Genomic DNA, 20,818 nt, shown 5'->3' with positions numbered 1-20,818 from the left:
ATTTTACTTGTGATGGCTTACTTTTTCGCATTAGGGAGTTCTCCTTTGTTATTAATGATTTATGTGTTTAAGTTAAATCATTATGGAGTGCTCCCTTTTTAATTTCTACCACTTTCGGGACGTTGCCAAGAGCGAAATAGCAGATCCGCGGGTATTGAATCTCATACAAAAATATTTCCAAGCGGGAGTTCAAGAAATAGGAAAACCATGGCAGAAGCAGGAACTAGGTGTACCACAAGGTGGTCCCCTGTCCCCACTACTAGCTAATATTTACCTACATGAATTACTCGACGAACCATTTACAAAACAGTTTGCGAAGATGAACAAAATAAAACTTGTACGTTATGCCGATGATTTTGTAATTATGGTGCAAAGTAAATCCGATTTAAATTTTGTAGAAAATTTAGTTCGCGGATGGTTAAGTGCTGGGGGATTGAAGTTAAAAGAATCAAAAACTCGATGGATTGATATGAGCAATTGGAGCCGTAGCCATCAATCAAAATTTAAATTTCTAGGATTTAAATTCCATTTAAGAAGCTACAAGGATAATCCAGAACGATTTTGGATAGCACGACAACCCAGTGAAGAATCAAGAAAATCATTACGGGAATCCTTGCGTGAGCGACTGCATATAGGGTTGAGTCTGCAAGAAGCCTATGATCGATTGGAAGAAACCTGGCGAGGGTGGAGTGAATATTTTCGGTACGGAAACTCCAACAGAATATTTTATCGTGAGCGCATGCAAGCCAAGAAAATATATCTATGGTATCTAGGCCGCAAATTTAGACGTCAAAGAAAAGGCGTGCCGTGGCGAACACTCTACAAATGGAAAAAGAAATTAACAAATGCACTGGAAGTCCCAAAGATTGAAGCCAATCATCTTGCGCGAACATTAAATGTTCAGTACTCTTTGAGAGCGTAGTACGGGAAATCCGTACGCTACGTTCGGTGAGGGCTGTGGGTCTGGCTACGCCAGACTCCACGGCTACTCGGTATTCCAAGAACCTGCAACTTTTCGATACCCAAATTATCAAAAGGAAGACCAGAGTCAGCCGACTCCGAATCAGCGACCGTAGCTGAGGTCTTTGCACGTCTTCTCTCTTCTAGTTCAATGACGTTATTTTCATTTTTTAGTGACGCAATGGCTTAGGGAGTTAGGATTTCAGAATTCAATCCTTCTTTCAATCGATACTCAATTTGTAGTCCCTTAGGAACTATAACCACGGCGAATAATAGGTCTTTAAATAGACTCTTACGCATCATTACGCTGGCTTTCTTCCAGCCGCGAGTAAACTGCTCAATTCGCGTTTTAAGATCAACAATAGAATTGTCGACGTCATCTTTATAAGACTCCTGCGACTTATGATCTTGAAGCCGAGCCTCAAGCGAGCTTTGCATTCGTCCTAATTCCTGAAGTTCCTGAGCTACAAGTTTAATGCCTTCGGAATCGGCATCCATTTCAGCTTGAATCTTAAAGGTTCGGCGTATGGTGATAGTCGTTTTTTGTATGTCGGCCTGGATAGCTTCAATCTGACGTTTGATCTCTTCAGGAGCGGTTGAAACTTGCTTTCTAATATTTTCTGAAACATTTTCAAAATGTCCAGCCCGAAGCAAAATCTCAGTCAGTCGATCCACAAGACCCGTTTCGATTTCATCAGCCGAATATCTTATTTTAGAACACTTAATGGTATCGCCCATCTTACTAGCGTGGACGTAGTATCTATGAACTTTGTTTTTACCGTGAGCTGAAGATCCGACAAGTTTTCTGCCGCATTCGCCGCAAATTAAAATTTGCGAGGCAAGAAAAACTTTTTTCACGGACGTTTCTAATCTCAAGCGTTCTTTACTTTTACTATCTTCTAATATTCGTTGAACGTTTTTAAAAGTGCCTTATTTAAGCGTAGAGTAGGTCTATAAAAAATTCTGTTTATTGAAAACTGACATTATCTATGAGGTTTTAGTTTCAAGATCATTTTACAACGATATCACTTGATTTGACTGCCTGATTGAAAACAAGGTAGGATGTGACTCCTGAAAAAAGATCCAACTTTGTGTACCGTAAGACACCATATTCCCCAGCCTCAACAATTTGTGGTTTAAATGAAATTTCAAGATCAGTTAAAGGCATGTTCAATCCATTTCCAATCCATTTAAGTGCTGCTTCCTTGATGCACCAAACATCCAAAAAATGGACTTCATGTTGAAGCCATTGTGACTGAGACATCTCATTTCTCGTCAATGTTGATTGTATGACGCTATCGTTAACTTTCATCTGAATTTGAATATCCAAACCTACTCTTACCTCTTGCGAGCATGCCACAGCCAGGAATTGGCCAGAATGAGAAACGCTAAAGCTAAGCGAACTATCCATCAGGCTAGGTTTACCTTTAGATGAGTAGGAAATCTCACTGGAAACAACCGTTCGCTTTAAAAAAGCGCTCAAAAAATCTAGAACTATGGGCAACGATTGCTTTGGTTTAAATCTTTGGGGGGTTTCAAATATTTTTGTGTATACCGAAATCATATATTTAGTGTAAATTAAGCATCATGGACTTCAACGAGTTTTTATCACAAAGCTGCCACAGTATCGGAAACAAAAATTTTGTTACCCTGCTGGAGTTAAACGAACCCGACCAGAGCACTACTTTTAATTCTATAACAGGTTCTCAGTTTTTAAAATCAGTAGAAGAAACGGCATCGCGATTGGATCTCAGCCAATTGCAAAATCATAAAGTTGCCATTTTATCAGAAAACTCACTAGAGTTATTAATTTTATTTTGCGCGTGCCTATTGAGAGGTGCACAAGTTTGCTTGCTGGATTATAAGCTGACTCTTCACGAGATCGATCAGATCCTGGCCGACTTTAAACCTCATTTTTTATTTTTAGACACTAAGAAGTGGAAGTCTGTTGATTACTTTGATCTAGTAAAGACGAAACTTATTAATATTCAAGATTTAAAAAATATCCCGCTCAATATGACCAATAGCACACGCGCGATCGGCAAACAGGATAGTCAAAAAATTTTAGTTTATACATCTGGAACATCCGGAAGTCCAAAAGGTGTTGTCCTGGATATTTCCGTTATTTTTTTCGAAGTTCAAAGCCTTAAGAACTCATTTAAAAGAGATTATTCGAATCGTAAAACTATGTCGATTTTACCTTTAAACCATATCTACGGATTAATCGGATTTTTTATGAGCTTGTGGTGCGATCAAGAGATACTACTTACTCAGTCGCTTGCTCCGACTCATATTAGGCAACTGATTCAAGAGAAAAAACCTGATTACTTGTATGTTGTACCGCAATTTCTATGGCTTATTAGAAATCGCGTGATCGACGGAATTAAAGCTAAACCATTTTTAATTCGAATGATTGCCTTCAGCATGTTGTGGCTAAACAAATATTTAAGAAGCGAACGAATTGCTAATAAGTTCTTTGGTGAAATTCGAAAACAAATCGGCTCGTCCATTGAATTTTCAATTTCGGGGGGCGCGCCTTTAAGCAAAAGTGTTTTTGATTTTTTTGAAGCCATTAAAATTCCTGTGTGCAATGGTTATGGCCTCAGTGAAACGGGTCCAGTGATTTCAACCAATAACTTGCAGTTTCGCCGAAGAGGCTCCGTTGGAAAAGTCATTGATGGCGTCACTGTGAAACTAGACTCAGTTAGCGGAGAAATTCTGGTTAAGGGACCTAATATATTTTTGGAGTATTACGGCAAAAATGAACTGACTCAACAGTCATTTACAACGGATAGATGGTTTAAGACCGGTGATTTAGGATACCTAGATAAAGACGGATACCTATTTGTAGACGGTAGATCTAAAAATATGATTGTCCTGCCTTCGGGTAAAAAAATTCAACCAGAAGAGATTGAGGGTCATTTTTCACAGCTACCTTTTTTAAAAAACTGCTGCTTTATTTATGGCGGTGCTAAAAATAAGATTAAGAAACTATATCTCGTTGTGGAGCTTAATGAAGGATTATTGCTAGCCGACAAGGCTTCCTATATACAATCATTAGTACAGTCTTCTCAAAGTCTTGCTGCATTTAAACGACCCCAGGAATTTCTATTTCGTTCGACACCCCTCCCAATGACCACCACATTGAAGGTAAAACGGTTTCTAGTGCAAAGAGAGATCGACAGTGAATGCTAAGACAATTGCTATACCTATCAGTATTATAGTGCTTGTTATCGGTGCCTACGCACTCCAGTTACTTTGGGATGCTGGTGCCTTTAAGACTCTCCAGTCTATCCACCTTAAATCCTGTCATGCCGTGGAATCGTTACCAGGGCCAGAAGACATGGCGGTACTAGAGGGGACGCCGTATATTCTTATTAGTGCGGACTCTAGGCGGGAAAAAAACAGAGTCGCTGGTGCACTATTTTTCTATGACTTGTTAGAAAATAAGATTTTAGACATCAAAACAGAGGGTGCACTCGTTGAATTCTTTCCTCATGGATTGTCAGTACTTAAAATCGGTACGTATTTTTTAATAGCTGTTGTTAATCAAAGTTCTTCGACGGAAACACGAATTGAGTATTTCCATTTTTACCCCGATACACGGCAGCTAAAGTGGATCAAAAGTTTTTCAAACATTAATTTGTTGGCAGGCAACGATATCGCTTTATTGGGCGAAGATGAATTCTTATATACGCGGGATTTCAATACAAAAGATCCACAAAAAATACGCATTCAGCAATACACTCGCCAGGCCACAGGTTCCGTTTGGCATTATAAGGCAGGGGAGTATCGGGAGAAAGCCTCTCAATTATTTTTTGCAAATGGAATAGTTTATGATAGTTCTGCTTCAATTGTATATGTAACCGAGATGTTAGGGCATAAGGTTCATTCATTTCAATGGGTTTCCGATAAGCTTAAGCTTTTATCGACAGTTGAAAGTCCCCATGGCATTGACAATTTAACTTTCGATGGAGAGTTTTTATATGGGGCCGGGCATCCCAAGCTATTGGATCTGAAAAAAATGCGTGACCATCGCGAATTCAAATCTCCATCCGCGGTAATGCAAATATCCAGGGACTTAACTAACTTAAAAATAGTCTACCAAGATGATGGCTCGGAAATCGCGGCCAGCAGTGTGGCCCTGCGAGCATCTAAAGATGAAATTTTAATAGGAAGCGTCTTTGACAATCATTTCCTACATTGTCAAACAAACTTTTAGCTTTGATTTACTTTATCGCTTTGAACCTTCGTTACTAATTCCTCGCGAAGTTTCCTTCTCAGTGAGTCGACAATTTTCAACACTCGATCGTCGGTAATTTGGCTCTTTTGGAAATCAATTTCACAGTGATAGTAATGTTCAAAATCTGTAACGTTTAACATTAGCGGAAATTCCGATGAACTAATTACAAAAGGATGTATCAGAAGTGATGCATCTTCAAACGCAGGCAGATCAGAAGTGGGTTCTAAATTAAAATATACATCAAAAAGCGGCCCGGTCTTGTCTTTTAATAGCTCGTAAGGCCAAGACATAGTTTGGTATCCTTCAATCATTCTATTTTTCACTTGCGATACAAACTTTAGAATCGATTCGTCGCTGTTATCAAGCGTGACCGGTACCAAGTTAGCGCAATTTCCATACATAACTTCCGTTCCTTTGATATCGCGATTAGCAGCTGGGATAGCCAGAGTTAAAAAATTCTTTTCAAATTCTTCCATAAGAACTTTAGCAAACCCTGCAAATAACAGCATAAAAGGGGTTACTTTATTTTGTTTACACCAACGCTTCAGAGCTTCAAAAACTTTAAGCTCAATATCAAATACGATACGTTCACCTGAAAAATCAGGCTGCTGTTGGCTAGCCGCAAATAACAAATTGGGTTCTTTTCCGAGATATTTATGGAGTAATATGTCCTCTGATATTTTTGGAATCACTTGTTTAATTTGCAATAATTCTTGAAAACTAAAAGCCGGTCTCAAATGTGGTTCAGTATTTTTTAATAATGAATTGTAGACCGTAGCCAAATCTTCAAAAAACAATGTCATCGACCAGCCATCAAAGGCCATATGATGAACGACAATCGCCATTAAATGCGTTTCTTCGACCACATCGAAAACTTTGACTAACATCGGAGACTGTTTTTCCAAATCGAACTTTGTTTTCGACAACTCGTTGAGCTGCTTATCTAAAATCTTCCAAGGACGATCTATCGATCGCAAGTTAATAAATTCAAAATCGACCGGCTTAGTGGAAGACTGAAAGAATTGCTTTCCTGATTCCGAAGAATAACTCCAATTAAATATATCGCGACGTTCAGTAATATACTCAATAGCTTGCTGCAGCTTTGAGACATCCAGAAATCCTTTTACTTTAGCGCTGACGCAAATATTGTTTGCAGTAGCGCCTCCTTGCTTTTCCAAATCCAAAAATCGTTTTTGAAATGGAGTAATTTGGATTTCACTTTTAGAGGCCTGAGCCTCAGTACTGTTTGTGGTTTGAGTGACTACGGGATAAAACTGAGCAGCCTGAATTTCGATACAGCTCTGTTTGACTGCTTCGACAAACATTTTTAAATCTTGATCCGTATGAGCAGTCGACAGAAAGCAATTTCGGCCTTCCCAGATGTAAAATCCTTTTTCGAGCAGCTTCGCAAATAATAAGTCTAAATTCAAACTTCCTTTAAATCTAAATAGAGTTCCAAAATTATAGACTTTGATATCTAGGCCACGTGTTTCAAATACAATATTCAATGCCTTCACTAGGTCATTAGACTTCTTGTTCAGGTCTTGAATAATGGTCTTACCCTCAATTTTCAACTTCATTAGTGTTGCATAGGCTGTGGCCATGGCTAATGGGTGTTTGCTAAAAGTACCGGCAAAGAATGTCATTTCGTTCTGGGGGTAACTATCGTTGCCAAATTCCCAATGACCACCATCAATAAAATCTAAATATTTACTGGATCCACCGATAGCACCAATAGGCATTCCACCGCCAAGAATTTTTCCATAGGCAGCTAGATCAGCCTTGATGCCAAAATGCTCTTGAGCGCCACCGGGAGCGATTCTGAAGCCGGTGATAACTTCATCCCAGATAAAGGCAATACTGTTAGCTTCCGTGATTGTTCGAATTTCTTTTAAAAACTCGATAGGTTGCAATTCAGGAAATCGGCTCTGAACTGGTTCTACAAGGACCGCCGCCAGTTCGTGTGCGCGTTCGAGGATAACTTGCAATGATTTAGGGTTTCCGTACTCTAACACGACAATATCATTTACCATATTTTGAGTAATTCCAGCCGCTACAGGCATGGACGTGATATTTTTAGTTCCTTTTGCTAGTACACCATCAAAGTGCCCGTGATAGGAACCGTCAAAAATAGCAATCTTACTTTTGCCTGTTGCCGCGCGTGCGAGTCGAATAGCCGTCATTACTGCCTCGGTACCTGAGTTCACAAATGCAACCCGCTCAAGACCAGTTAGTTCACAAAATAATTCTGCAACTAAGCCGGCTAGATGAGACTGTGGTCCTACGCAGACACCAAGTTCAAATTGCTCTTTCATTGCTTGATCTAAAAAATCGGGAGAGTGGCCAAATAGATTTACGCCAAAACCCATTGTAAAATCAGTAAACGTATTGCCATCAATATCGATAAACTGACTTCCTTTAGCCTTGTAACAATGAATGGGGTAAATCATTTCTTTGGTATTAGGACGAAATCTCGCACTAACGCGATTGTCAGCAAGTTGCTTTCTATAGGTTTGCACATGTTTTTTAGTTTTTTGAGTCATCTGGGTTACGGACGTAATTGTCTTTTGCAAGAACACCTTTTTTGCTAGCTGGTCATCGTCCGTTTTTTCTTTATTAACGAACGATTTAAAATTTCCTAGGACTCCCCTTTGTTCATTCCCAAGACTATCGATTTCAGTTTTTGCTTCTACCGATTTTGTTGGAGGAACTGAAGCTGTTGAAGTATTGATGGATTGAGATTGATTTCGAATCAACTGAATTTGATTCTGCATTAGGGATAGTTGATTATTTAATAGCGAAACTAAATCCCCATTCAATACTAGAGGAGCTGAGTTCAGAGACTTACTCAGAGGCGCTAAAGGCACTGCGGTGCCAGACGCTTGAGTCTGCGCAGAACTTGTCGTATCTGCGGGTGTCTGATCAACGATGAAATGGGCGATTTTACGTAAGGTATTTAAGTCTTTGAATACCTCAGAAATTGGAATGGTAACATTGTAGGTATCTTTGATAATTTGTACTGCATTTAGCAATACCAATGAATCTGCACCCAAATCAATCAGAGACTCATCAACGTTCACATCGTCAGGATTGACTCTCATGGTGGTGGCAATAATTTCGACTAATTTAATCAAAGTTCCATCGACAGTAGAAGTTTGCTTTTTAATCATAGTTTCTCCAGAAATAAAATAGGCATTTTTCTTCATGATAGTTTGTGGTAACTGAATGCTTGTCGATGTGATCAGTGGATCGCGATTAAATAGTTTCAATTGGGAAAGTTTCAGAATGCCCATTGCAAACGAATTCAAATCATTCAGCGTTAACCACTGAGAATTTTTTCCACTCATAAATTTTTGAGCCATGCCGGTCAAAATGGGCCTTGGCCCAATTTCTATATAAATCTGACAGTCTTTTGATTCTAAATAGCGCATTGATTTTTCAAATTGAGTGGGTTGGCGAAGCTGTTGTTGCCAATACTCAATGCTATATCCGGATTGATTTGCTAGCGGAGCCCCGGTTAGTGATGAAATTAGAGTCGTTTGTGGGTCGCCAAATGTCATAGACTGCAACGACTCACCAAAGGGTTCAATAATTTGATCCATTAACGAAGAATGAAAGGCTTGATCGACCTCAAGAAGCTGATTGCGAATACCGGCAGCAGTCAAAATCGATTGAATCGCTTCAATGCTCTCTGTTTGGCCAGAGATAATTTGTAATTCTGGTCCATTGTTGGCAGCAAGATCTAATGAAAGATTTGAGTCTTTAAGAATTTTAAGAGTTTTTTCCAAAGAACTAAAAATAGCAAGCATTGAACCCTTCGGGGTGTTACGCATAAACCAACCGCGTCGGCAAACTAGCTCGATCGCAGTATCTAGCTTCATCGAACCAGAATTCGCAGCCGCGATGATTTCGCCTAAACTGTGGCCAAACACATAGTCGACTTTAAGTTGATAGGACACAGTCAGAATCTCAGCTAAGGCATATTCACATGCAAACAGAATAATTTGTGAATAGTTGGTTTGTTTTAGTTCATTTTTTAAGTTCGTATCTAACCAAACTTGAATCAAATTTAGCGGAAAGTATTTTTGTGCTCGCAGCAAAATAGAATCTACAAGCTTTTTAAACTCATTTTGATTTCTATAGAGTTCTTCAAACATTCCTGTAAATTGACTGCCCTGTCCCGTAAATAGAAGAGCGACTTTAAGATTAGGTTTTGGTTTAGTTGCCAATCGATACTGAGAATTTACATTGCCTGCTAATAAGTCGTCGATAGTTCGCAGAACATCTTCTTTTGAAGTACCCATAAAAAGTGTCTGTTCCGGCAAATCCATTCTTTGGTTCAGAGTTGCTTTTAATATTTGATGAACGCCTTCCCAGCTTTGATTTGCCAGATGCGCTCTAAGTACTTTTAGGTTGTCCAGTAGGACTGTCTTGTCGTTACTTGAAAATCCACCAAAAGCATAACTCGGCAATGGGTTAGAAAATTTTTCTAGGCTGGATGAAGAATTAGAATTGGCAAAGCTTTCCGAAAGAATGGCATGCGAGTTAGTGCCGCCAAAACCAAATGAACTCACACTGCCGATCATTTTTTGATCTGAACTCAATTTTTCTGTCTTAGTAATAATCTTTAGATGGAGAATTTTATTTTCCAGTAACGGACTGATTTTCTTAAAATGCAGACTAGGAAATAGTGTGCGATGATAGATACTGAGAGCGACTTTAATTAATCCTGCGACACCTGCTGCGGCCTCGAGATGACCAATATTCGTTTTTGCAGAAGAAATTAGGAGAGGTTTAGAAATATCTCTTTCTTGATGAACACGCTCTAATGCCAGTCCTTCGATCGGGTCACCAACCGAAGTTCCGGTTCCATGTGCTTCGTGAAAAACGATATCATTGCTGTTCAGTTGAGCTCGTCGTAAAGCTTGCAAAATAACCTTCTCTTGTGCGGATCCGTTAGGCGCCGTTAGCGAGCTGGATTTGCCATCTTGATTCACAGCAACTGAAAGCACATCTGCATAGATACGATAGTTTGAATTAGAAGCATCAGATTTTCGTTTTAATATTACGATTCCAACGCCTTCGCCCCGAACATAGCCGTTAGCATCCGCAGAAAAGGTTTTGCATAAGCCATCGGGTGCCAACATTGTGGCGTCTTTAAATGCTTGGCTAAGATCAGATTTTAATAATAAATTTACACCACCGACAATGGCCATATTAATTTCTTTGTTTTGCAAAGCCTTAACGGCAGAGTCCAGCGCCACTAATGACGATGAGCAGGCGGTATCAATAGATAAGCTGGGGCCTTTCAAATCAAAGAAGTAAGAAATTCTATTGGCTGCAATCGATTGCGAATTACCGGTTATTGAAAAAATATTTTTTTGTGCAATAGAATCAATTTTGTAAGAGTAGTCATGACTACTGATGCCGATATAAACACCGGTCTCGCTGCCGCGAACGGATAGGGGTGATACGCCCGCATCTTCAAGTGCATTCCATACTTCTTCTAGTAGTAAACGTTGTTGCGGGTCCATAGCCTTTGCTTCTAGATCTGAAATCCCAAACACATCGGCTGCAAACATTTCAATGCCATTTATGGCTCCGAAGAAGTTAATGGAATCATCAGGATTACTGGACCATCGATTGTGCTTTTGTTTTTTTACCGCACACACGCCATTGCTGAGAAGACTAAAATAATCTTGGATAGTATCGGCGCCGGGAAAACGTCCGCTCATACCGATAATGGCCAACGGTTCTTGAGTGGGCGTTAAATCCTTCACCTCGAAAATGGTTTTAGACAGTTTAGTATTTTGACCACTTGATTGTGAGGCTTTCATTTCCCGAGCGACTAAGGTTTCCAGAATATAGTCTGTTAGTGCGTTCAAATTTGGTTTATCAAAAAGGACAGTAACATCCAGGGGAATAATTAATTTTTGAGCCAATCCATCTACAATATTTACAGCTTGCAGAGACTCAATTCCCATTTCCAAAAAGCCTTTATCAAAAGAAATATCATCCGAAGCAAATTTCGGGATACAAACTCGTATCTCTGCTAGAATCAAGTCACATATTTCTATGCGATTTAGCGTTTTGATCATGAGATTCGCCTCTAAAAATTATTTTTTTTGGAATGTTTGTTTGCGATATGCATAACTTGATCTGCAAAATCATACCAAACATCGAGCCACGTTGAAATTTGCTCTTTAACCATAGCATATTCGTTTTCCTGGATAGCTTGGCGGAAAAGGAACCAAGTATCTTCCGAATGTTCGTCATCTAGAAATTCGCCAAAGTCATCTTCTACGTGTATTTTGTGGTAGCCTCGGCTGACATCGACATTTGTAGAAAGTCCAACGCTCTTTGCCCATGGGCCTGCAAACAAGGTAAATACCGATTCTGCAACCGCTAACACCGATGTCATCATTAAATGATTACCGTAATTTTCAGTAAATGTTTTTCGTGCATCCTCCGCCGCTGCCGACGGCTTATAATTTAATAGCTCATCATGGTTAGAACCCAGTTCTTCGAGTGTCTCGTTAAATTGCGCATAGTGAGCCAGTAAAGGATTGCCGCAATAGTCTTCGCTATTATTTGCATTGGCTTTGGCTTTGGCTTTGAAACCCAGTTCATCCATCAAATTTAATTCCAATAGAAATCGGGCAGATACTTTTCCCATAGGACCAATTCGTTTTTCTAATTGGGATGACGTAATCATTGCTTGAATAACTGAATCCGTGAAAATTTCGGCGAACGCATACGAAAATTCGAAGTGAATTAATTTAGTCGCTTCTACATTTAATTTTTCAGTGCTTAGCAAGCCGATAAGGGGATGGCGACATAACTTATGTTTTTCGATCATGTTCTTGATCGAAAGGCTATATTCAAAATTTCTGTTCCAAATTTCAGGATCAATTGTCGCCTGAATAGCTTTACGGCCTGTCGTTCGTGGAGAATCGATATCTTGTGAATCCACGAATTTGTTAATTTGTTTGATAGTTTGTTTATAAGCCATTGATTCCTCCAGCCGTTTGCAATTAGTCTCATTAAAACTCATGCAAAGGGCCTGAACGAAAATAAAAAAACAATAGACTTAAAACTATAATGTAATATCAATAGGTTATAAAAATTGTAATATTTCATTGTTTGTATATAGATTAGACAGAGGCCTATTTTCGTAGAGTTTGGATCAAAGTTTTTAAATGATTAAAGATAAAAAAATGGTCGCCAGGGAATAGCGTGGGTCCCTGATGAAAATTCAGTTTTTCAAACCATTCTGCCAAATCGTCCTCGCTGACTAAGGTATCCTTATGTCCGCCAAATAAATAACCTAAAGAACGATTTGAAAAGTAGTCATCACTAGCAGGAAAACTTTCAATAATTTTAAAATCATTTCTAAGTGTTTCAACTATTGAAGAAAGTACGGCTGGTTGTTTCTTTACGACCTCTGGAATCGCTTGAACCAACTCAATAGATTTTAAAAACTCACTTTCGGGAAGATGTGAAATTTTATTTTTGCGAAATCTCAATCCGGGTGCTTTTAATCCTGAAATTCCAAAGGATACTAACTGACCCGGCAATTCCTTTTCGATATATTTGACCAGAGCATAAACAAACAGTGAGCCCATACTATGCCCTAACAAATAAATTTTATCATTTGGTTTGAAAACCAAAGCCGTCTGGATGTCCTGCATAAGAGTATTGAAATCGGTATAGGAATTACCTTTAGATTCCATGCCGCGTCCCGGAAGATTAATAATGTGAAACTCAATTGAAATATCAAGAGAATTAAACAACGATAAAAAATGAGCGACATTCCCACCCGCATGATGGAAAAAGAAAAGCTTGTGTTCCGAGATTACTTTATTTGTCTTCGTAAACAAATGACCAAATGACATATCTCATACTAAGTTAAGTCTGCTCATTTCCCAAACTTAAAATTAGCTTTACATTCCTACTTAAAAAAATGAAAATTTAGAAATCAAGGAGAACGCAATGACTCAATATGGACAGCTCAATATACACTTAGGGTGGATAACAATCGTTTTGGGAATAATTACGGGTTCTATTCATGGCATGTGGGCTTTTTCAGGACCGTTTAAAGCGCCAAAAGGTCACAAAGACTATGCAGATTTGCCGCGGCGTTTGAATCGCTTAGCTCATATCGCTTTTTTTATGTTGCCTTTGATATCTGTTGTTTATGGTCAGCATTTGGATCTGATTCCGGTAGCAGATAATTTGAAAGTGATTGCTAGTTATTGTTGGATTGTTTGTATGTGGGGCGTTCCTGTATTTCTTACTTTAGCTTCATTCTATCTGCCATTTAAATATTTCGAAGTTATACCTGTGAGTTGCGGTATGGTTTCATTGTTCATTATGGCCTACGGTCACTTTCTACTTTTGACAGCTTAGTGAAATTTGTATTTCTTCTTTCCCTTAGAAATCTAGTTCTTCATTGGAATCGTCACATTCTAACCATGATCGGTTTAATCACGGGCATGACTGGAATTATTCTGTTTGGCGGCTATGTCTTAAGGATGGAAGGATATCTGGGAACTAACTCGATTTTTCTGCGCCATGTGGGCCATGTTAGTCTGTTAAAGAAAGACGCTTATTTGAATTACCAACAGAATCCATCGAAGTATTCTTTTGATTTGACCGAACAAAATGCCATTTTGGAAGTGTTGCAATCACCATCCATAAAAATTAATCGTTTGATTCCCGTAGTCGCAACACAAGCGATGCTCTCTAGCGGATGTCAAAATTTTCCAGTGTGGGTTCAAGGCATTAGGTCCGATGACATGAACTGGATATACAGCCATACTGAAGTGCAAAAACAAATTCCCGAGTTGGCTCGTATGCATTCTGGTCAAGGATATTGGAACTCCAACAACGTTCTGGCGGCCACAACGTCTCCGACATTATGGGGATTTTTAGATAAAGATCCCCTAGATTCCATAACTGAGGACTCTCGTAAAACAGCCGAAGGTATTTTAAATTGTGATGACCCTGCAACCAATGGAAAATTAAAGCATACAAATGATCTACAACTGTATTCTCAAGATTTCTATGGAGGATTTGGCCTGGTCGACACTACAGTTTCTGGCTTAAAATATTCTGGTTTTAGTTTAATTGATGAAGTGTTTTATATTGCTCCTCTAGAGTTAGTACAAAATCTAGTAAAGTCCGACAATATATACAAATGGGCACTGTATTTTGAAGATACAACTAATCTTTCAAAGAAGATCTCGGAGCTAAAGGAATCATTGAAAGAAAAGAATATAGATAATATCGACTTGATTCCCTATAGAGACGCCAGAGTCAGCGCATTATATGTAGGCAATATGACCTTCGTTTTAATTATGTTTTTATTTTTTCTAGTTCTTATATGTGGTGTGGTTATCTTGACGGTATTCAATTCGTTGCAAATTGCATTTCTGGAACGAAAAAAGGATATTTCCATATACAAATCGATTGGTTTTAGAAACACGATAATTACCCAAATTTTTCAGGTCGAATATTTTTTGATATCTTTAGCGGCATGTGTAATTTCTGGATTTATTGGGGTATGGGCGGCACAATGGAATAATTCTATGAACTTTCGCTTTCAATTACCGGGGTACTCGTCGACCTTACAATTTCGATTAGAACCATCCACCGCCTATATTTTCTTTGTATTTGCCTTCATGATTTTACTTATTCAACTCGTCAGCTACTTTCAGATTCGTCGAATATTACAGCAGCAATCAACTGATTTAATGAGGCTTGATTCGTGAAAGTCATTTGGTCTTTAGCAATTAAAAATATCTTTAGCTATCGCAAAAAAAGTTTTGCAGCCATCTTAGCTATTGCAAGTGGATTTATTTCTTTGAACCTCTTTCAATCCTATATCTACGATATTACCCTATTATTTCAAAGTACGTATGTAGAACGTAATATGTTCGGCGATGTACTGATAAGAAAAGACCAGCGGTACAAAACAATAAATTCTGTCGAGCAAAATCAAGTCGAACTTTTTTTACAAAATCAGACTCAGAAAATTAAGGCGTATTCTAGGCAACTCTATTTCACAGGCACGGCTAATTCGGGACAGAATCAGTTTTTCTTCATGGGCGTTGGCTATGATATTGAAAAAGGTCAGCAACTAAGAGCTTTAAATTGGAAGCGAAATGCGCTTTATGGCCAATCGTTGCTAAGCGGCTCAAGTGAGTCCGAAGTGAATATCGGCGAAGGGTTTTCGTATCAACTGGGTTGCGTGCCGGGTAAAAAAATCACGGTTCCTATAGAAAAGCGTGGCTATCATCATAACCCGACAGAGTTTAAGTGCCCTTTCGACAGATTGCAGTTGGCCACGACCACGCAATCGGGACAGATTAACGCTCTTGATGTGAATGTGATTGGAATTCAGGATGGTTTGTTTAAAGAGATCGATGATCGTTTGGTTACAACCTCGCTTTCGTTGGCTCAAAAACTTTTGGACTCGACAGAGATATCGTATTACTCGGTTAAGTTGAAAGATGAAAGCCAATTGGCAGAACTTCGAAAACAGTTTGATCAGCAAGTAAGAGTTCAGTTTCCAGAACTTGTTTTGGATTCATGGAAAACGTTTGATGTTGGTGATTTTTATCAACAAAGCATCAGCTTTCTGAATTTGTTTAGAAATTTCTTTTCAATTATTGTTATAAGTATCGGGATGCTATCAGTGATGGCGACCTTCTACAGATTGATTCATGAAAGGCGAAAAGAAATCGGAATCTTACGCAGCATCGGATTAAAAAATTCATTTATTTTGAAACTGTTTTTAATCGAATCCTTTCTTCTTTCTTTTAGCGGTATTTTTATCGGCTTTTTTGTTTCTATTGTAATTGCCACTATTATCAGCCAGTTTTCGGTGCCGTATTCATTAGGGATGTTAACTCAACCGATAGCTTTTGCGATGACTATGAATCCCGCAGTTGTTGGCATTTCGGCAGCAATCACGGCAGCCATATCCATGGTGTTCAGCTTGCTTCCCGTCTATCGAGTGATGAAACTAAAAGTTGTAGATATTTTAAGAGAATCTAATTAGCGCGCAGTTGTCCGTCTTCGATCCAGGTTAAATCTCGAACTCGGGAAATCAACTTTTCATCATGAGTGGCAAACAAAAATGTAACCTGGCGCTTTTGATTTAAATCCAAAAGCAAATCAATAATCTGATGAGCCGTTTTCGTATCTAGATTAGCGGTTGGCTCGTCAGCAAGTATCAGTTCGGGCCCTGGAACCAGCGCACGAGCGATAGCCACACGTTGGCGCTGCCCACCAGATAACTGGTCAGGTTGGTTTTTTAGAAAATCGGACAACCCGACATCGTTAAGGGCACTTTGCACACGTTGGTTTTTTTCTGATTCGGTAAGATCATTTCGGACACTTAACGGAAGATACACATTTTCTTGAACGGTTAATGAAGGAATCAAATTAAAGCTTTGAAAAATCATCGTAATGTTACGGTTTCGAAGATCGCTTTTTTGATCTTCAGATAGCAAACTCAAGTCCTGGTCCACAAAAAATATTTTACCATCATCAGGTTTATCCAAAGTGGCGACCAATTGTAAGAGTGTACTTTTTCCGGAACCAGATGGGCCTAAGACAGCTCGAAAATCGCCTTTTCGCAATTTGAAGTTAATTCCCTTTAGGGCATGGATTTCTGTATTGCCTAATTTGTATTTTTTTTGAACGGATTCAAGGCGGATAATTTCACTCATAGATCAAGTATGTAAAAATCGTCACATAAGCTCAAGCATTAAAATGAACGCTTGATAACATAACTGCCATACATATTCAGCTGTGCATTTAATTCGCCTTCAGGTTCACCCAAAGTTTTAATAAGGGCAAACGCGTGACTCCAGTTATCGGATAAACTGGATTGAAATTCAAAATTAACAAAATGCGAACTGTCGGATAAAGAAACCAAATCGCGCAGAAACAGTGTCGATGTAGAGAATAAAGAACTCAAAAATATCGGATTATCCCATCTGAGTGAGTTGTACACATAATTTTGCCCAGGAAAAATATAATACCTTTGATAATAAGCCATAAGTGCTAGTGGCTGGAAGGGATTTTGTTTAAGGGTAGTGTGCTCGGTTGTTAGTTCATTTTTAGATTTTCCAAACGAATTCGAAATCCATTCTATTTTCCATTCCATTCCGTTATCGAAGGTCAGTCGATGTCCTAAGACGCCAAGGAAAAATACGTAGTTACTTTCATCGTAATGGCGAACTAGCTGGGTTCCATCCCAATAATCCACCTCGGATCCCGCCTGAGTCATATAATCGGTGTAGAGCTGTGTCCAATCAGTATAATTCCATAGAGCATAGCCACCATATTGCCATCGCCAGCGATCAGAATTTTTAGCACCGATTACCTGACCTACCGTAAGTGCACCATTGTCGCTGGAGTATTCGCCTCGAAGCAGTGTTCGATCAAAGAAATTGCGTGGTCTGTAGCCTGCTAATTCATCAGTATGTTCCCACTCAAATGGTTTAAGTTCCTTAACCAAGTTTAAAGTAACGTTCTGTAAAGGTGTCCATAGTATTTGAGCGATTTCAATGCCCTGAAAAAACTGGTACGGCTCTGTCGTCAGAGTCTGCTGGGTCAAAAGAAATTGGCTGGGATTAACCAACTCGGAGGGACCCCATTGCAAATTGATGATACCGGCAGAAGCTTCTAATTGTTGAGCCAGCTCGATGGTTAAATAGTTTTCCCAAAATCCATAATCTGTGATTGTGGTGGATTTGTTTTCAGAACTAATCAAATAGGTACTGAAGCGTGCTTTAAATAACGGTTTTACCAACCACTTCAGCGGAAGGCGTCTAAACTTTAGATCGAAGGTAGGCTGAAATTCTAATTGTAGAGACGTTTCAGGTTTTTTTAGAATTTGGTTAAGAAAATTGAATTCGTCAGCATGATATTTTTGGTAGCTTAAAGATGCCAATGTATTTAATCGCAGTTCCCAGTCCCAAATTTTTTTAGATCGTGAAGAATCACGTTTGGGTGCCGCTATAGTTACGGAAAAGACGGCGCATACCCAAAAGAAAAAAAGTAGTCCACTGAGCTTCACTTGCCTAACTTATTAACGTTAAACATAGATTCATCCAATTTTTCAGAAACAGGCTGAGCATAGTTCAGAATCGATTTTAAATTTTGATTTTTGGCATCCACGATTGTGATTTGGCTAACGAACGGAATTGTTTTGCCAGCCGACGTAATGCTGTTTTTATATTCGAATGTTGCCGTTTTAAAAACTTCATTTTGCAATGTCAAATATTCGGCCTGAATGCCCAACATTTTGTCTTGTGAGATCCAGTAGTTAATTTGATCATAGGTTACGTCTTTGGTTTTCGCTTTTAGATTCAATTTCCAACTTTTTATATTTGCGACGGTTTCTTCACCAACTACTGTTGCCGTATAGTCTCGAGAATAATTGGTTGTTGCGATATCGCCATTGGCCGCTTGACCGACCAATTTTTGACGGGTTGACAAGGACATCGGTTTTTTTAATCCAGGCTTATGAATCCACAAATTTTTATCTAGAAATAAAAACACCTCATCCTTGGAACGAGTAGGTGCCGTGCACTTAGCTAGGACAAAAGAATCTTTCACTTTAATTTTAAATTCAAAATCGGTACTTTCACCGTTAGAAAGTGAAGTCAGCTTTAAATTCCAAGTCAGCCCATCAGAGAGCCCCCCGCGAGCACGGTCAGACATTTTTAATAAAACATCTGGCTTAATGGCTGCCGAATTTTTAGATAAAGCGGAAATACTGCAAAACGAAATAAGTAATAGCACATACATTTTTTTTAAAAACATTATCGCCTCCAAGCAAAGGATAGGAAAAAATCAGTGTAATATCAATCAATTAGATTACGAAATAGTGCTTGGTCCTTTTTTTCGTCCCTTGAACTCTATCTTTTTCCTCAAAATAGGGTTTAGTGTTCCTTTAAATTTTATTGATCTAAAATAGCGTTTTCCTGTGAATTTTTCTGCGCCAAAAAATCTCATTATCCGGATACTAATTCAGGTCAGGGAGCTAGCCAGTGACAGGATCCACTTTCATGTCCGTTTTATGGTACCGTTCTCATCTCGGCTTTTGTGGCGTTTCGCTAGAAAACTTCTGGTGTTCGACTCTCTAGTATCCGTAGGACTTTTAAACTATCCCAGGTCCCCCATGGTTCCCTTACCCCGGATCTTGTTCGACTGCTGGGATTGAGAACACCCCAGGCGATTTTTCACGATCCACGGTTTTAGTCTACTGTATTGTCTTCGGGTATGCTATGTTAATTGCTCGCATTAAAAATTTCGTAAGGTAAGTTTATCAGACTGTAGGTTTGTGGCCTATAGATTTTACTACTTTTTCAAAAAATCGCACAGGTAAACTTTTGAGCTCGCCACTGGCATTGAAGAGCAAAGCTTTTAGATTCAGAGCTGTTCCCACCGGCAGAGCCACGCCCCCAGCAGACAAAGCTTGTCCGTCTTGTCGACTGATCTTAATCTGAGATTGAGTTCCAGTCCCAGGACTGGCGCTCGGGCTATCGTTTTTTAAGCTCTCCATTTTAATGGAGCCAGCCATGCAACCTGAAAGGAGCAGGATCAGAAAAGAAAATAAAAACGAAGAATATTTAACAAATCCCTCACGCGCCATTACCTATTTCTATCGGTTAGATAGTTGATAAACTTGAGTTAAAGGTGCTTGAGATGATGTAGCTTGAAATTATGGCGCTTTAAATCATGTTGCTTGAGATGAAGGTTAATATTCAGCGATTCATTTTGGTACGAGCATAAGAAACGTTTTATTAAAGGATCCCTCCGGAAAGAATGGTTGATTGTTCTCTAATTCTCCCTTATTACCACCGGATGCCAGAACTTCCTGAAGTTGAATCAGTCTGTCGCGGTCTCAATCAGATTTTACGTCCGGGCGTGCGGGTTGAGCGTTTCGAGCTCCGTTGTGGAAGCTTTCGTGAACCAATCCAAAGCAAGGATCTAAAACATATTGAAGGGCAAAAATTAGTTGCGACTCGAAGGCGCGCCAAGTATTTAGTTTTTGAATTTCAGAATTCCCTTCTCCTCAGTCATCTTGGGATGACGGGTTCTTGGCGAGGCGGTCAGCTGGCTGAGCCTGCAAAATCAGGGAGCAATCAAAATCGAGAGAAGACTCAAAAGCACGATCACCTTTTGATTCACTTTTCTGATGATATTAAATTGATTTATAATGATCCTCGAAGATTTGGACTGATACTGCCCATTTCCAAAGCGGAAGAACTTGTCCATCCCAGACTTAAAGAGCTTGGACCTGAACCCTTATCTTCAGAATTTTCAGGTGACCTTATTTTTCAAAAAACGCGAAGCTCGAGCGTCGCTATCAAAACATGGTTGATGAATCAGAATAATGTGGTTGGCATAGGTAATATCTATGCTTGCGAGGCTCTTTTTCATGCCCACCTAAGGCCGCAAAGAGCGGGGCAACGTCCCGAAAGTGGTAGAAATTAAAAAGGGAGCACTCCATAATGATTTAACTTAAACACATAAATCATTAATAACAAAGGAGAACTCCCTAATGCGAAAAAGTAAGCCATCACAAGTAAA

The 20,818-nt window shown here is 39.2% G+C and carries 16 protein-coding genes; 7 read left to right on the top strand and 9 right to left on the bottom strand.

The window, feature by feature from the left end; genetic code table 11:
* Window positions 1-154: 154 nt before the first annotated feature.
* Complete coding sequence (locus J0M15_16385) at window positions 155-922, top strand: hypothetical protein (protein ID MBN8538628.1); 768 nt, start codon at window positions 155-157, stop codon at window positions 920-922.
* 224 nt (window positions 923-1,146) lie between these two features.
* Here J0M15_16385 and J0M15_16380 read toward each other — a convergent pair whose 3' ends face one another.
* Window positions 1,147-1,818 carry a zinc ribbon domain-containing protein gene (locus tag J0M15_16380; GenBank protein ID MBN8538627.1) on the bottom strand — a complete coding sequence of 224 codons (672 nt, stop codon included), beginning with the start codon at window positions 1,816-1,818 and terminating at the stop codon, window positions 1,147-1,149.
* 151 nt (window positions 1,819-1,969) lie between these two features.
* A complete protein-coding gene (locus tag J0M15_16375) occupies window positions 1,970-2,524 on the bottom strand; it encodes a 4'-phosphopantetheinyl transferase superfamily protein (GenBank protein MBN8538626.1) in 555 nt (184 codons plus the stop codon).
* Window positions 2,525-2,547: 23 nt separating this feature from the next.
* On the opposite strand from J0M15_16375, the gene J0M15_16370 reads away from it, so the two are divergent.
* Together J0M15_16370 and J0M15_16365 are read left to right on the top strand one after the other, a co-directional pair.
* Window positions 2,548-4,155, top strand: a complete 1,608-nt coding sequence (locus J0M15_16370) for an AMP-binding protein (GenBank protein MBN8538625.1) — start codon at window positions 2,548-2,550, stop codon at window positions 4,153-4,155.
* A complete protein-coding gene (locus tag J0M15_16365) occupies window positions 4,145-5,182 on the top strand; it encodes a hypothetical protein (GenBank protein ID MBN8538624.1) in 1,038 nt (345 codons plus the stop codon). Before J0M15_16370 ends, J0M15_16365 begins: the two co-directional genes overlap by 11 nt.
* On the opposite strand, the gene J0M15_16360 is transcribed toward J0M15_16365, so the two are convergent.
* From J0M15_16360 to J0M15_16350, 3 genes are all read right to left on the bottom strand, one after another.
* A complete protein-coding gene (locus J0M15_16360; protein MBN8538623.1) occupies window positions 5,179-11,301 on the bottom strand; it encodes an aminotransferase class III-fold pyridoxal phosphate-dependent enzyme in 6,123 nt (2,040 codons plus the stop codon). The genes J0M15_16365 and J0M15_16360 overlap by 4 nt on opposite strands.
* A gap of 11 nt (window positions 11,302-11,312) precedes the next feature.
* Window positions 11,313-12,215: a hypothetical protein gene (locus tag J0M15_16355; protein ID MBN8538622.1), complete on the bottom strand. Its 903-nt coding sequence runs from the start codon at window positions 12,213-12,215 to the stop codon at window positions 11,313-11,315.
* Window positions 12,216-12,369: 154 nt separating this feature from the next.
* The gene (locus tag J0M15_16350) at window positions 12,370-13,098 is read right to left on the bottom strand and encodes a thioesterase (protein MBN8538621.1); all 729 of its coding nucleotides are present in this window, start codon (window positions 13,096-13,098) and stop codon (window positions 12,370-12,372) included.
* Between the two features lie 97 nt (window positions 13,099-13,195).
* On the opposite strand from J0M15_16350, the gene J0M15_16345 reads away from it, so the two are divergent.
* From J0M15_16345 to J0M15_16335, 3 genes are read left to right on the top strand one after another with little or no spacing between them, the layout of a single operon-like run.
* A complete protein-coding gene (locus tag J0M15_16345) occupies window positions 13,196-13,612 on the top strand; it encodes a hypothetical protein (GenBank protein ID MBN8538620.1) in 417 nt (138 codons plus the stop codon).
* Window positions 13,612-14,976, top strand: a complete 1,365-nt coding sequence (locus J0M15_16340; protein ID MBN8538619.1) for an FtsX-like permease family protein — start codon at window positions 13,612-13,614, stop codon at window positions 14,974-14,976. The genes J0M15_16345 and J0M15_16340 overlap by 1 nt, the downstream gene beginning before the upstream one ends.
* A complete protein-coding gene (locus J0M15_16335; GenBank protein ID MBN8538618.1) occupies window positions 14,973-16,268 on the top strand; it encodes an ABC transporter permease in 1,296 nt (431 codons plus the stop codon). Before J0M15_16340 ends, J0M15_16335 begins: the two co-directional genes overlap by 4 nt.
* Here J0M15_16335 and J0M15_16330 read toward each other — a convergent pair.
* From J0M15_16330 to J0M15_16315, 4 genes are all read right to left on the bottom strand, one after another.
* Window positions 16,261-16,941 carry an ABC transporter ATP-binding protein gene (locus tag J0M15_16330; protein MBN8538617.1) on the bottom strand — a complete coding sequence of 227 codons (681 nt, stop codon included), beginning with the start codon at window positions 16,939-16,941 and terminating at the stop codon, window positions 16,261-16,263. The two genes, J0M15_16335 and J0M15_16330, sit on opposite strands and share 8 nt — an antisense overlap.
* A gap of 38 nt (window positions 16,942-16,979) precedes the next feature.
* Window positions 16,980-18,296 carry a hypothetical protein gene (locus J0M15_16325; GenBank protein ID MBN8538616.1) on the bottom strand — a complete coding sequence of 439 codons (1,317 nt, stop codon included), beginning with the start codon at window positions 18,294-18,296 and terminating at the stop codon, window positions 16,980-16,982.
* Window positions 18,293-19,045 carry an outer membrane lipoprotein-sorting protein gene (locus J0M15_16320; protein MBN8538615.1) on the bottom strand — a complete coding sequence of 251 codons (753 nt, stop codon included), beginning with the start codon at window positions 19,043-19,045 and terminating at the stop codon, window positions 18,293-18,295. Before J0M15_16320 ends, J0M15_16325 begins: the two co-directional genes overlap by 4 nt.
* A 505-nt stretch (window positions 19,046-19,550) precedes the next feature.
* A complete protein-coding gene (locus tag J0M15_16315; GenBank protein MBN8538614.1) occupies window positions 19,551-19,877 on the bottom strand; it encodes a hypothetical protein in 327 nt (108 codons plus the stop codon).
* Window positions 19,878-20,050: 173 nt separating this feature from the next.
* Between J0M15_16315 and J0M15_16310 the strand changes: the two genes are divergently transcribed.
* A complete protein-coding gene (locus J0M15_16310; protein ID MBN8538613.1) occupies window positions 20,051-20,722 on the top strand; it encodes a DNA-formamidopyrimidine glycosylase in 672 nt (223 codons plus the stop codon).
* The last annotated feature ends 96 nt before the right edge of the window (window positions 20,723-20,818 follow it).

This window comes from Deltaproteobacteria bacterium, from assembly GCA_017302835.1.
In the GTDB taxonomy this organism is placed as follows: domain Bacteria; phylum Bdellovibrionota; class Bdellovibrionia; order Bdellovibrionales; family Bdellovibrionaceae; genus UBA2316.
This window is presented reverse-complemented; position numbering and strand designations above follow the sequence as displayed.

Coding starts and splice junctions, on each gene's coding strand:
- J0M15_16375 (MBN8538626.1), bottom strand. CDS start 2,524: ATGATTTCGGTATACACAAAAATATTTGAAACCCCCCAAAGATTTAAA.
- J0M15_16370 (MBN8538625.1), top strand. CDS start 2,548: ATGGACTTCAACGAGTTTTTATCACAAAGCTGCCACAGTATCGGAAAC.
- J0M15_16360 (MBN8538623.1), bottom strand. CDS start 11,301: ATGATCAAAACGCTAAATCGCATAGAAATATGTGACTTGATTCTAGCA.
- J0M15_16355 (MBN8538622.1), bottom strand. CDS start 12,215: ATGGCTTATAAACAAACTATCAAACAAATTAACAAATTCGTGGATTCA.
- J0M15_16350 (MBN8538621.1), bottom strand. CDS start 13,098: ATGTCATTTGGTCATTTGTTTACGAAGACAAATAAAGTAATCTCGGAA.
- J0M15_16345 (MBN8538620.1), top strand. CDS start 13,196: ATGACTCAATATGGACAGCTCAATATACACTTAGGGTGGATAACAATC.
- J0M15_16330 (MBN8538617.1), bottom strand. CDS start 16,941: ATGAGTGAAATTATCCGCCTTGAATCCGTTCAAAAAAAATACAAATTA.
- J0M15_16320 (MBN8538615.1), bottom strand. CDS start 19,045: ATGTTTTTAAAAAAAATGTATGTGCTATTACTTATTTCGTTTTGCAGT.
- J0M15_16315 (MBN8538614.1), bottom strand. CDS start 19,877: ATGGCGCGTGAGGGATTTGTTAAATATTCTTCGTTTTTATTTTCTTTT.
- J0M15_16310 (MBN8538613.1), top strand. CDS start 20,051: ATGGTTGATTGTTCTCTAATTCTCCCTTATTACCACCGGATGCCAGAA.